The 12946-nt window shown below is 37.4% G+C and carries 12 protein-coding genes; all 12 read right to left on the reverse strand.

The annotated features are described in order from the left end of the window. Complete coding sequence (gene nifJ, locus RU96_RS06380; protein ID WP_071864709.1) at positions 1-3543, reverse strand: pyruvate:ferredoxin (flavodoxin) oxidoreductase; 3543 nt, start codon at positions 3541-3543, stop codon at positions 1-3. 372 nt (positions 3544-3915) lie between these two features. Next, entirely contained in the window at positions 3916-4359 is a 444-nt protein-coding gene (locus RU96_RS06385) for a flavodoxin (RefSeq protein ID WP_071864710.1), read from the reverse strand. Between the two features lie 313 nt (positions 4360-4672). Then, entirely contained in the window at positions 4673-5611 is a 939-nt protein-coding gene (ribF, locus tag RU96_RS06390; protein WP_071864711.1) for a riboflavin biosynthesis protein RibF, read from the reverse strand. A 4-nt stretch (positions 5612-5615) separates the two neighbouring features. Next, on the reverse strand, positions 5616-6539 hold the full coding sequence (truB, locus tag RU96_RS06395; RefSeq protein WP_071864712.1) for a tRNA pseudouridine(55) synthase TruB: 924 nt from the start codon (positions 6537-6539) through the stop codon (positions 5616-5618). 99 nt (positions 6540-6638) lie between these two features. Beyond that, positions 6639-6986: a 30S ribosome-binding factor RbfA gene (gene rbfA / locus RU96_RS06400; protein WP_071864713.1), complete on the reverse strand. Its 348-nt coding sequence runs from the start codon at positions 6984-6986 to the stop codon at positions 6639-6641. 19 nt (positions 6987-7005) lie between these two features. Then, positions 7006-9642 carry a translation initiation factor IF-2 gene (gene infB, locus RU96_RS06405; RefSeq protein WP_071864714.1) on the reverse strand — a complete coding sequence of 879 codons (2637 nt, stop codon included), beginning with the start codon at positions 9640-9642 and terminating at the stop codon, positions 7006-7008. A 12-nt stretch (positions 9643-9654) separates the two neighbouring features. After that, a complete protein-coding gene (locus RU96_RS06410; protein ID WP_071864715.1) occupies positions 9655-9957 on the reverse strand; it encodes a YlxQ-related RNA-binding protein in 303 nt (100 codons plus the stop codon). After that, complete coding sequence (gene rnpM, locus RU96_RS06415) at positions 9950-10246, reverse strand: RNase P modulator RnpM (RefSeq protein ID WP_071864716.1); 297 nt, start codon at positions 10244-10246, stop codon at positions 9950-9952. The genes RU96_RS06410 and rnpM overlap by 8 nt, the downstream gene beginning before the upstream one ends. A 15-nt stretch (positions 10247-10261) precedes the next feature. Continuing rightward, positions 10262-11467: a transcription termination factor NusA gene (gene nusA, locus RU96_RS06420; RefSeq protein WP_071864717.1), complete on the reverse strand. Its 1206-nt coding sequence runs from the start codon at positions 11465-11467 to the stop codon at positions 10262-10264. Positions 11468-11485: 18 nt separating this feature from the next. Beyond that, on the reverse strand, positions 11486-11959 hold the full coding sequence (gene rimP, locus RU96_RS06425) for a ribosome maturation factor RimP (protein WP_071864775.1): 474 nt from the start codon (positions 11957-11959) through the stop codon (positions 11486-11488). 138 nt (positions 11960-12097) lie between these two features. Then, positions 12098-12445 carry a DUF2752 domain-containing protein gene (locus RU96_RS06430; protein WP_071864718.1) on the reverse strand — a complete coding sequence of 116 codons (348 nt, stop codon included), beginning with the start codon at positions 12443-12445 and terminating at the stop codon, positions 12098-12100. After that, the gene (locus tag RU96_RS06435) at positions 12430-12846 is read right to left on the reverse strand and encodes a DUF4234 domain-containing protein (RefSeq protein ID WP_071864719.1); all 417 of its coding nucleotides are present in this window, start codon (positions 12844-12846) and stop codon (positions 12430-12432) included. The genes RU96_RS06430 and RU96_RS06435 overlap by 16 nt, the downstream gene beginning before the upstream one ends. Positions 12847-12946: the final 100 nt, after the last annotated feature.

A 12946-nucleotide genomic window follows, 5' to 3' on the forward strand; every position in this document is an offset into this window, starting at 1 on the left:
TTATTTATTTAAATCGGCTAACTGGCTGTAAACACCTGTTCTTTCTTCCATATCTTGAACCGTTTGTTCCAGCATTTCGTCCACTTCTTCAGTAGAAGTTTTAATATTACGTAAAGCAGAAAAACGCACTTGATTTTCTAAAAACTCATTCATCTTTGTAAAATCAACTTTTTTAAAGTCAATTCGCATTGGATCTTTCCCTTCTTCACGTAAACGTGGATCGTAGCGATACAGTTGCCAATAACCACTCTCAACGGCATCCTTACTTTCTTTAATCGACTGACTCATACCACCTTTTAGACCGTGATTAATACATGGAGTGTAACCAATTATAAGGGAAGGACCAGGATAGCTTTCCGCTTCCAAAATTGCCTTCAATGCTTGTTTAGGATTAGCTTCAATTGAAATTTGAGCGACGTAAATATCTTGGTAAGCAATCGCCATCATACCTAAATCTTTTTTCTTGGTCTTCTTACCACCAGCAGCAAATTTAGCAATCGCAGATGTTGGCGTTGCTTTTGACATTTGCCCACCGGTGTTGGCGTATAGTTCGTTATCCATGACAAAAATATTTACATCTGCGCCAGTTGCTAACACATGGTCGATACCGGAATAGCCAATATCATAGGCCCAACCATCGCCACCGACAATCCACTGACTTGGTTTAACAAACATATCTTGATATTCCAATAAAGGCGCAACAGCTAGCTTATTTGTTTCTAATTTCAAAGCGGCAATAACTTTTGCTGCTCGTTGTTGTGTGCCTTTTCCATCATGTACGTGCTCTAGCCAATCTACTAATAATGCTGCCGTATCAGCAGAAACAGCATTTTTTTGCAAGACATCTTCTACTGCACTGGCTAAACGTTTCCGTTTAGTTTCATTGGCGATATACATCCCTAAACCAAATTCAGCGTTATCTTCAAATAAAGAATTTGACCAAGCAGGTCCACAACCATTGGCGTTAGTAGTATAAGGGGTTGCAGGAGATGAGCCACCCCAAATAGAAGAGCATCCTGTCGTATTGGCAATCATCATGCGATCGCCATACAGTTGCGTTAATAGTTTAATGTATGGCGTTTCACCACAACCGGCACAAGCTCCGGAAAATTCTAGCAACGGTTGCTCAAATTGCGAACCCTTAACAGATTCTTTTTTCACAGGGTTGGCTTTTTGACGCAATGTCATCGCAAAAGCCCAGTTCATCGCTTCATCTTTCATCTCTTCGTAAGGTCGCATAACTAAAGCTTTGCCTTTAGCCGGACAAGCTTCCACGCAAAGTCCACAACCGGTACAATCTTCTACTGATACTTGAATACGGTACTCTAAACCATCAGCACCCCGCATTTTACGTGTGATAAAGCCTTCTGGCGCTTCTTTTTCTTCTTCTTCATCAGCAAGGAAAGGACGAATCGCAGCATGAGGACAAATAAAGGCACATTCATTACATTGAGTACAAGCATCTGGTAACCACTGCGGTACTTCTAATGCAATACCGCGTTTTTCATAAGCAGCCGATCCCATTGCCATTGTGCCACCTAACATATCATTATCCATTAAATCTTTAACAGAAAGACTGTTACCTTCTTGACGATTAATCGGTTCTAAAATATTACGAATATAAGCAGGTTTATGGGCATCATCTTCTGATTTTCTCACCCGAACTTCAACATCTGCCCATTCTGTTGGTACGTCAACTTTTATTAAAGATTCAAATGTTTCATCAATGGCCTGCCAGTTATTTTCGACTAATTTCATGGATTTTTTGCCATAAGCATTTTGAACTTCTTGTTTTAATAATGGTAAAAATGTATCTCTGTCCATGATATCTGTCACTTCAAAAAAAGCAGCCGAACAAACGGTATTAATTCGCCGTCCGAGCCCGTTTTTAATTGAAATATCCATCGCATTGATAATATAAAAATTAATATTGTGCACGGCTAAATATTTTTTCAAATGACTTGGTAAATTTTTCTTTACTTTTTCTTCGTCCCAGACAGTATTAAGTAAGAAAGTACCGCCATCTTTTAACCCTTTTAATAAATCGTACTGATGAATATAGGCGCTATTGTGACAGGCAATATAATCAGCAGACTCAACATTATAAGTTGAACGAATTTCGTGATCGCCAAATCGTAAATGAGAAATGGTCAACCCACCAGATTTTTTTGAATCATAGGCAAAATAAGCTTGCGCATATTGATCGGTATTGTTACCGATAATTTTAATTGCTTGTTTGTTTGCTCCTACTGTCCCATCTGAACCAAAACCCCAGAATTTCGCTTGAAAAGTGCTAGGAGATGTTAAATCTAAAATTTCTGATTGTGGTAAAGATAGGTGGGTAACATCATCTTTAATCCCGATCGTAAATCGATATTTCAATTGATCAGGAGGTAACAATAAATGATCAAAAACCGTCACAATTTGATCTGGCGTAACATCTTTTGAGGCAATTCCATAGCGACCGCCGATTACAATTGGGCGATTGATATGACGATATAAGACACTTTGGACATCTAATAATAATGGTTCTCCATCTGAACCAGGTTCTTTGGTACGATCTAATACAGCAATTCGCTCGACTGTTGCCGGTAAGTTTTGCAATAAGTTTTCAGCTGGGAAAGGACGGTACAAATGAACATTTAAATGTCCGACTTTGCGCCCTTGTTTATTAAGGTAATCCACAGTTTGTTGAATTGTTGGAGAAACAGATCCCATCGAAATAATAACTTCAGTAGCCGTAGGATCGCCATAATAATTGGTTAAATCGTAATTTGTTCCACGTAAGTCATTAATTTTCCCCATATATTTTTGTACTATCGGCAAAATATTATCATAGTATTGATTAACCGTTTCTCTTTGTTGAAAATGAATATCAGGATTTTGTGCTGTCCCTGAAACAGTGGGATGGTTTGGATTCATGCCACGCTGACGGAATTTTTGCAATTCTTCCCAATTTACCATTTCCTTTAAATCTTCATAAGCCAACACTTCAATTTTTTGCAATTCGTGACTAGTCCGAAACCCGTCAAAGAAGTTCATAAATGGTAGACTACCTTCAATCGCTGCCAAATGCGCTACAGCTGATAAGTCCATTACTTCTTGCACACTAGATTCAGCCAGCATACAAAAACCTGTTTGTCTTGCCGCCATTACATCGCTATGATCACCAAAAATGGATAAAGCATTTGTCGATACAGCGCGTGCCGCAACGTGAAAAACAGTTGGCAAAAGTTCCCCTGCAATTTTAAACATATTGGGAATCATCAAAAGTAAACCTTGTGATGCAGTATATGTGGTAGTTAAAACACCTGTTTTTAAAGAACCGTGAACAGTACCCGCTGCCCCTGCTTCTGACTGTAACTCTACTAAATTAACAGGTTCACCAAAAATATTACGTTGTTGGTTAACAGAAGACCATTCATCGACCATTTCCGCCATTGTTGAACTTGGCGTAATCGGATAGATGGCAGCAACTTCTGTAAAAGCATAAGAAATATAAGCTGCAGCGGTGTTCCCATCCATCGTTTTCATTTTTTTCATTCCGTTCACCTCACTTAAAATTATGACAAAAAGTCATAAATACTTTGCTATTATACATGGAGTTTTTAGTTTTGGATATAGTTGTCTATTTGCCTTAGAGTAATTTTACCAGCACCCATCGCCAAAATGACTGTCGCTGTTTCTGTAACGATATCTCCACTAGCAAAGGTATTAGGAATATTTGTTTCACCTGTTGTGAAATCAGCAGCAATAAGTCCTGTTGATTAAGTTGTAATTGTTTAAAAAGTATCTCAATAAAACGCAGTTAGCGCCTTGAACAATTCCTGCAATGGCGTAGCTACTTTTATAATAAACGCGCTGCCATTTCTCATTCAATACGTCGCCGACCTTGATTCAATCAGACTCCTTTTTTTATGCTTGTGTTAAAGCTGTTACAAATGCTTTTAGCACCTCTTCATCTTCATCATCAGCATCATTTTCAATTTTGACTAATTGTGCCCCGCGTTTTGCACCGGTTTTTTCAAAAGCTTGATCAAAATCAACCGCTGCTTGACAGAAATAATCTGGATATAATTCACTATCACCAGATCCAACTACGCCAAATACTTTTCCTTCTAATTCAAAATCAGGTAAATCATCATAGAAGTCTTCTAAATCAAAAGGAACTTCACCATCACCATCAGTATAAGTTGCTACTACGCAAATATCTGCATCGTCAAAAGTTGAATCATCCGCATCGTCTGCTTCAATTCTTTCTACCTCGATTGCTAAATCTTTAAAAGCATCTTCTAAAATTTCTGAAATTCCCTCTGTATTTCCTGTTGCACTTGCATATACGATTTTTGCTACTGTCATTATAATTCCTCCTTGGATATTTGAAATATTCTTAAAGTAAATTCTTTATAGTAATTAATACTTAATCACATTTTACTTCATTCTAGATAAGAACTAAACAAAATTCAGCATTTTTTTCAGCTCCCCAAAAACAAAATAACGTATTTTATTTTTATGTAATCTAGATACTTTTTATTATAACCTATTATCCAAATATTCGAATAATGATTTTATCATCTCTTTCATAGCTTTGTCTCTTGCAATGAGAACAATTTAAGTCGATAAAATTGTGCTTACAAAAAAAGAAGCCTACTTTTAGTAGGTTTCCTTTTATTTAGTTATTAAAATAATTACGAGTATCCTTTTCATCTTGATTGAGCTGTTTGACTAGACCATCAGCACCAGCAAATTTTACTTGTTTGCGAATAAGATGATTAAACCGAACGCGTACTGTTTCACCATAGATATCTTTATTGAAATCTAAAATAAAAACTTCAACTGTTAATTTGCGCCCTTCACCAAACGTATCATTATGGCCAATCGAACTCATCGCTTGATACCATTTATCAGCGACTTTAATTTCAGAAACATACACACCTTCCATCGGTAAACGAACGCTATTTTTAAAACGAATATTTGCCGTCGGATACCCCAGTGTGCGGCCACGGGCATCTCCGTGTACCACTGTTCCTTCAATTTCATAAATGTAGCCGAGTAATTTTGTTACTTCTAGCATATTGCCTTCATCTAATAATTCACGGATTCGAGTTGAACTAATTTTATCCCCTGCTAATGTTTCTTTTGGGACAGTGACAATTTCAAACCTTCCTTTGGCATACTCAGGTAGATGTGAAACATCTGCTATATCTTTCGGCCCGTAAGTATAATCAAAACCACTAACAGCAGCTACAGCGTGTAACCCCACAATATACTCATCTACGAATGTTTGCGGTTTTAAGTGGGCAAAATTTGAAGTAAATTCAATCTCATATAAATAATCGACACCAAGTTCTGCCATATGATACTCTTTTTGTTTTAAAGAAGTTAAATACTTTTGATTTTCGCCTTCTTGTTTTTTAAAGACGACAGAAGGATGTTGATTAAACGTCATCACAGCAAGTTTAATCCCTTTTTGTCGAGCTAATTCTTTGCCAGTCAAAATAACTTTTTGATGGCCCCGGTGAACGCCATCAAAAAAACCTAAAACTAAAACTACCGGCTCACTTGGAATTTGTTCTTTTGTATAAGGATGATGAATTTGGATAATTTTCACAATACTATACCTCAGTTCGTAACATTTTTAACGGTTTCAATTTATTTTTTTCTTTTGGATTGTTCTCATATAAAGCTACAACTTTTTCCTGATAATATAAAGCAATTGGTTTTTTAGGCATAGAATCTAAACCAAAGACTTCAGGAGCTAAGCGCATACCATTTTTTACTTGGAGCCATGTTTTTTCGTTAATGGTAATTTTGTCAAAAGCTGATAGCCCATATTCTAGCGGCAATAAATATTCACTAATCGTATCCTCTGCAACAGCTTGCGCTACTTGAGCTAAAGTTAGTGCTTGGGCTGGCTTTAGTCCGCCACTTTCCAAACGAGTTAAATCAGACATGTGAGCAGCTACTCCTAGTTTTTTACCAGTATCTACTGCTAAAGTACGTACGTAAGTTCCTTTGCCACAAACAACTTCAAAACGCCAACTTTGAGTTTTATTTTCTTTGTCATATTCAGGTTCACTTATCCGGCGAAAACTTTTAATCTGGGCTTTACGTTTCGGTCTTTCTACTTCTAAACCAGCCCGCGCATATTCATATAATCGCTTTCCATTCACTTTAACAGCAGAATACATAGGTGGAATTTGTGTAATCTCGCCTTCCATCAATTTCATAATATTATCAATCTCATTTTGGCTAAAAGGAGTTTCAATCGGCGTTGTTGCAACTACTTCCCCTGAGGCGTCTTCTGTTGTGGTTGCATAGCCTAATGTAATTTCTCCGGTATAAACTTTACCACTATCTTGCATGAATTCAATCACCTTAGTTGCTTTACCAATACAAATCGGTAAAATACCATCCACATCTGGGTCCAAAGTCCCACCGTGACCAATTTTTTTCGTTTTTAAAATCTTACGTAATTTGAATACACAGTCATGACTAGTCATGCCACGTTCTTTCCATAAAGCTAAAATGCCGTCCATTCTAACTCCTCACTATCTCTAAATTCATTTCAACTGCCCTATTATAGCAGAAAAAAAGCCTCTTTAAAAAGTTTTCCTTTCTAAAGAGGCTTCTTTATCTTAATCCTTGTGTAAATTACGGATCATTTCGTCGATTTTGTTACCATATTGCACAGAGCTATCTAATTCAAAAGAGATTTCCGGTGTTTTATATAATGTTAACCGTTGGCCTAATTCTCGTCGAATTAAACCACTCGCTTTTTCTAAACCCGCTTGTGCTTTTTGTTTATCAGAAGCTAAGTCAGATAAAATACTATAAAAGATTGTTGCTTGTTGTAAATCTCCTGTTACCCGGACATCTGTAATAGTGACATCTTGCACCCGTGGATCGCGTACTCTTTTACGTAAAATATCGTTGACTTCTCTTAAAATTTCATGGGCAACACGACGGTCACGATAATTGGCCATCCTTATCCCTCCATTTATCTTAGTCGTTTTTGATTTCTTCCATTACATAAGCTTCAATCACATCGTCAACTTTCAAATCATTGAATTTTTCGACCATAGCGCCACATTCAAAGCCTTGTTTTACTTCTTTAACATCATCTTTAAAGCGTTTCAAGCTCGCAAGGACGCCTTCGTAAATCACGATACCATCACGAATGACACGGACACCACTGTCGCGGCGAATAAACCCATCGGTTACATAGCAACCGGCAATCGTACCAACTTTTGAAACTTTATATGTTTCGCGGACGATCATTTGACCAGTAATTTTTTCTTCAAATTCTGGGTCAAGTAAGCCCTTCATCGCTGTTTCAATTTCTTCGATTGCTTTATAAATGATACGGTGTAAACGAATATCAACCGTTTCGGCATCTGCTTGTTGTTTTGCTTGTGGCGTTGGGCGCACGTTGAAGCCGATGATAATCGCATTACTTGCAGCTGCTAAGGTAACATCACTTTCATTAATAGCACCAACAGCAGAATGGACGATATTAACTCGTACGCCTTCTACTTCAATTTTCTTCAATGAAGCAGCAAGCGCTTCTGCTGAACCTTGTACGTCTGCTTTAATAATCACGTTAACTTCTTTTAATTCGCCTTCTTTTAGGCTTTCAAATAAGTTATCCAATGTCACACGGCTATTAGAAGCACGTTGTTCCATCAAAGCACGTTTTGCCCGTTCTTCACCGGCAGCCCGCGCTGTTTTTTCATCTTCAAAGACGACAAAACGATCGCCTGCTTGAGGAACATCATTTAAACCAGTAATTTCGACTGGTGTCGCAGGTCCTGCTGATTTATCCCGTCGGCCTAAATCATTGGTCATTACCCGTACACGGCCATAAGTATTTCCGACTACAATTGGATCGCCCACATGTAAAGTACCTTGTTGCACGAGTAATGTTGCCACTGGGCCTTTACCTTTATCCAAACGAGCTTCAATTACAGTACCAATGGCTCTTTGGGTTGGATCTGCTTTTAAGTCTTCTACTTCTGCTACAAGTAAAATCATTTCTAATAATTCATCGATGTTTTGACCAAATTTCGCTGAAATTTCAACAAAAATTGTGTCGCCACCCCAACTTTCAGGAATTAATTCGTATTCACTTAGTTCTTGCATTACGTGTTGTGGGTTAGCACCAGGTTTATCAATTTTATTCACTGCAACAATAATTGGCACTTTCGCTGCTTTGGCGTGGTTAATCGCCTCAACAGTCTGTGGCATAACGCCATCATCTGCTGCAACAACTAAAATTGTAATATCTGTAATACTTGCACCTCGAGCCCGCATACTTGTAAAGGCCGCGTGTCCTGGTGTATCTAAGAAAGTAATTGGTTTCCCATCAATGTCAATTTGATAAGCACCAATATGTTGCGTAATCCCGCCAGCTTCACCACTTGTTACTCGTGAGTGACGTAGTGTATCTAGTAAAGTTGTTTTACCATGGTCAACGTGACCCATAATCGTCACAACTGGTGGACGTGGTACTAAGTTTTCGGCTGCAACTTCTTCTGCTTCAAAGAATTTGTCAATGTCGGCAATATCGACTTGTACTTTTTCTTGAGGCTCAATTCCATAATCTGTCGCCAAAAGTTCAATTGTATCTTTGTCTAGCGCTTGGTTTTGGTTAACCATGACACCCATCATAAATAATTTTTTGATGATTTCGGCTGGTTCACGGTGAATTTTTTTAGCAATATCAGCTACATTCATGCCTTCTGTATATTCTAATACTTCTGGCAATTCTCTAAATTTACGTGGTGGTACTGCCGGTTTATTGGAAACTTGTTGTTTTCCTTTTTTACCTTTTTTCTTAAACTTATTACGGTTTTGTTGATAGCCACCTTGACGATTTTGTTGACCATAATTTTTGTTACGATTATCGTTACTACGGTTACCCGCTTTATTACCATCTGCTTTGGCAGCTGGTTGAGTATTTGCAGGTTTTGCGGCTGGTTTATTAGCGTTCGTAGCAGGTTTTGTCGTAGTACGTTGTTGTGTTGCTGGTTTTTTATTTTGTGTCGGAGCTTGTTGTGCAGGTTTTGTCTGCTTGGTTTGGTTACTCCGTTTTTGATTATTATTATTAATAGGCTTTTGATCCTCCGTTTTTTTATTAGCTGTTTTTTGATTTACTGGTACAGTTTTTTGTGATGTGTTTTCAGTTTTATTTGAAACAGCTTTAGCTGAAGGTGTTTCAGAATGATTGAAACGATTATTTTGCTCAGCTTGTGTTTTATTTACAGTCCCTTGTTGACGGTTGTGCGTTGCTTGATTTTTCTGTTGCCCTTGTTGGTTTCCTTTATTTTGACCTTGTTTGTGGCCTTGTTTTTGGTTTGGATTATTCCGATTTTGGAATTTCGGATTATTCCGTTGGGTAACAAATTTTTTATGCTCAGGTTTTTTTGCTTCATCTGGGTTAGCTGGTTGGGATGCAGGTTTTGGAGCATTGTCAATACTTTTTGTTACACCAACAGCTTGGCGTAACTTTTTCTCCTCAGTATCTGAGATTGCTCCCATATGATTTTTTACATCAAATCCTAAAGATTGTGCCGTATCCACCAATTCTTTACTCGATTTGTTGATTTCTTTTGCAAGTTCATAAATTCGTTTTTTTCCCATGCAATCACCTTCCTAACCTTGTATTAATTCTCCTATCTTTTTGGCAAAGCCCGCATCTAAAATACCAATTACCATCCGGGGTTTACCAATCGCACCTCCTATTTCCAAGGCGGTTAAACGATCATTATAGGGAATTTTATAATAAGTGCACTTATCACTTATGTTTTTGTGGGTATTTTTACCAGCATCTGTGGCAATTAATACCAAACGAGCTTTGTTGCGACGAATCTCTTTTAACGTTAGTTCTTCGCCAGTGACCAACTTTCCAGCGCGCATTGCTAAACCTAACATGTTCAATACCTTGTTTTTATCCATTGCCAAATAACTCACGACGGGCTTTTTGATGGGTAACATAATCAAGAAGTTCTTGATAAAACGCATCAGTCAGTGGTGTTTCTAAGACCCGATCCAAGATTTTTTTATCCCAAGCTTTTTGTACTTCTGCTGGCTCAATTGCAACATAAGCACCGCGACCTGGCATTTTACCAGTGGGATCAATCGAAACTTCGCCTTCTTTTGATCGAGTAATGCGAATCAGTTCTTTTTTTGGTTTCATTTCACCGGAAACAACGGATTTACGTAAAGGAATCTTTCGTTTCTTCATGAAATCGCCTCCTGATTAATCCTCTTTTTCTTCATCAAAAGCAATATTTTCATAATCATCACTTGTCATATCGCTATTTTCAATTACTTCATCAACAGAATCGATTGCATTTTCATCAACTGTTTCTTCAGTTACAAACTCGCCTTCATCGATATAGTCGCCTTCTTCTAATTTGGCATAAAATTCTTCCATATCAGATTCAGCTTTAATATCAATTTTATAACCAGTTAATTTGGCTGCTAAGCGAGCATTTTGACCTCTTTTACCAATCGCAAGTGATAGTTGATAATCTGGCACAACAACGGTACAAGCACGGGGATTATCCAAATCAAAAATAACGTCTTGTGCTTCAGCTGGATTCAATGCATTAGCAATATAAATAGCTGGATCTTCATCCCATTCGACAATATCCATATTTTCGCCTTTTAATTCGTTAACAATTGCTTGAACTCGCTGACCTTTAGGGCCGACACAAGTACCCACAGGATCAATATTAGGGTCATCTGAACGCACTGCAACTTTTGAACGATCGCCAGCTTCTCTAGCAATGCTAACAATCTCTACAGTACCATCATAAACTTCTGGCACTTCTTGTTCAAATAAACGGCGTAATAAATCTGGATGGGAACGACTAACAAAGACTTGTGGACCTTTTGAAGTATTTTCAACCCGAGAAACATAGACTTTAATACGATCATGTGGTTGATAAAATTCGTTTGGCATTTGATCTTGTTTTGATAAAACAGCTTCGATTTTACCCAAATTGACATAAATGTAACGATTGTCTTGTCTTTCAACAATACCTTGCATAATATCTTTTTCATAAGCTGAAAATTCATTATAGATAATCGTTCTTTCTGCTTCTCTAACGCGCTGTAAAATAACTTGTTTGGCTGTTTGCGCTGCAATTCGGCCAAAATCTTTTGGCGTTACTTCAAAACGAATTTTGTCACCAATTTCATAAGCTGGGTTGATTTTGATTGCTTCTTTTAAAGAAACTTCTAATTGGGAATCCATGACTTCTTCTGTTACTTCTTTGACAGCATAAACATGAATGTCACCTTTTTTTTGATTGAATTCTACTTCTACGTTTTGGGCTTGGCCGTAGTGACGTTTATAAGCTGACACTAAAGCGGCTTCTAGTGCTTCAATCACGATTTCTTTTGAGATGCCTTTTTCAGCTTCTAAAGCATCTAATGCATTCAACATTTCTTTACTCATCTGCTTGGAACTCCTTTTTTAAAATTGAATAGCTAAACGGGCTTTGGCAATATTCTTACGATCAAAAGTCAGTTCTTTTTCCCGCGTTTTAATTCTGATCTTTAATACAAGTTCAGCTTCATTTAAAGAAACTAAAAATCCTTCATATTGCTTTTGTCCTTCAACTGCTTGATATAATGAGATGTGGATATATTCACCCACGGCTTTTTGATAATCGGCTTCTTTTTTCAGTGGACGCTCGGCACCAGGAGAAGACACCTCTAGAAAATAAGCTTGAGGAATTGGATCTGGATCCATATTATCCAACTTTTCACTTAGCTTTTCACTTACATAGGCACATTCTTCTATATCAATGCCGCCTTCTTTGTCGATGAATACTCGCAAAAACCAGCTTTTTCCCTCTTTAACAAACTCAACTTCGACTAATTCAAAATTTTGTTCATCCAAAATTGGAACAACTAAATTTGTTACTGTTTCTACCACTGTACTCAACAATCATCGCCTCCTTGACCAATTCTTTTCATTAAAAAGAGTGAGGGAAAAAATCCCTCACTCCACTAAGTATCATTACCGTTATACATTCTAACATATTTTTTTGAAAATCACAACTGAAAGCAGAAATAGCGTTATTTAAGTAGCAATAATTTGCCACAATCGCGGCAAAAAAGCATTAAAATTGAAATCCAATGGTGCTTGATGGGGAAAATACTGAACCATTCGATATGAATAAACAACTAAAAACAGACTTATAATTCCAATCCACCAATATTTATTAGTCAAAAGCCGTGCAATAACCGCTTTTTTTAAACTAACTCCATAGAGTAAAACCAACAAAATAATTACCCAAAAAAGTGGATGATAATAAAACGCTGTCGTAATATCCCCCTGTGCCAAATGAATAAAAGCACGCGTCATACCACAAACCGGACACGGCAGACCTGTCACAGCTTTTAAAGGACATTCTAATAATCCGACCATTCATCGTCTCCTTGACTCTTCATATTTATCACGCCTTGATTTAAATGATCATAAACATCATTTAAGTCAGATTGTAAAATTGCCATATTAATCACGGCTAGGCCAAAAATACGCAAGACAATAAATAATAACTTATTGTCACTACGATAAGGTCGCAGTGCTCTTTTTTGCGCAGCCATCACCAGATCATTGATGCGATACCACCAATAAAACATATATAGGCCACAAGTAATAAGTCCAAAAAATAATGTCCATCCTGGTTTTAGCCGATAGTCACCAGTTAAATCATTTAAATCTCGGTTGGTAGTATAAATCCAATAGATGCCATAAATGCCACCAGTTAGTAGTGTAAATAAAATCACAGCTATTACAGAGCGTTTTTGCCAATTGGTTTTCATCATAGTCGCTATTTCCTTTCGTATCTCACTATGTAAAAGAAGCTGCCGCCTCTTTAACTTTATTTGATAAAATAATTTTTCCTGTTTGAAAATTCGTTTGAAC

Source organism: Enterococcus canintestini, assembly GCF_001885735.1.
GTDB lineage: Bacteria > Bacillota > Bacilli > Lactobacillales > Enterococcaceae > Enterococcus_C > Enterococcus_C canintestini.

Bases quoted from the DNA above. Each gene is read 5' to 3' on its own strand.
- nifJ (WP_071864709.1), bottom strand. From the start codon at position 3,543: ATGAAAAAAATGAAAACGATGGATGGGAACACCGCTGCAGCTTATATT.
- RU96_RS06385 (WP_071864710.1), bottom strand. From the start codon at position 4,359: ATGACAGTAGCAAAAATCGTATATGCAAGTGCAACAGGAAATACAGAG.
- truB (WP_071864712.1), bottom strand. From the start codon at position 6,539: ATGGACGGCATTTTAGCTTTATGGAAAGAACGTGGCATGACTAGTCAT.
- rbfA (WP_071864713.1), bottom strand. From the start codon at position 6,986: ATGGCCAATTATCGTGACCGTCGTGTTGCCCATGAAATTTTAAGAGAA.
- infB (WP_071864714.1), bottom strand. From the start codon at position 9,642: ATGGGAAAAAAACGAATTTATGAACTTGCAAAAGAAATCAACAAATCG.
- RU96_RS06410 (WP_071864715.1), bottom strand. From the start codon at position 9,957: ATGGATAAAAACAAGGTATTGAACATGTTAGGTTTAGCAATGCGCGCT.
- rnpM (WP_071864716.1), bottom strand. From the start codon at position 10,246: ATGAAGAAACGAAAGATTCCTTTACGTAAATCCGTTGTTTCCGGTGAA.
- nusA (WP_071864717.1), bottom strand. From the start codon at position 11,467: ATGAGTAAAGAAATGTTGAATGCATTAGATGCTTTAGAAGCTGAAAAA.
- RU96_RS06430 (WP_071864718.1), bottom strand. From the start codon at position 12,445: ATGGTCGGATTATTAGAATGTCCTTTAAAAGCTGTGACAGGTCTGCCG.
- RU96_RS06435 (WP_071864719.1), bottom strand. From the start codon at position 12,846: ATGATGAAAACCAATTGGCAAAAACGCTCTGTAATAGCTGTGATTTTA.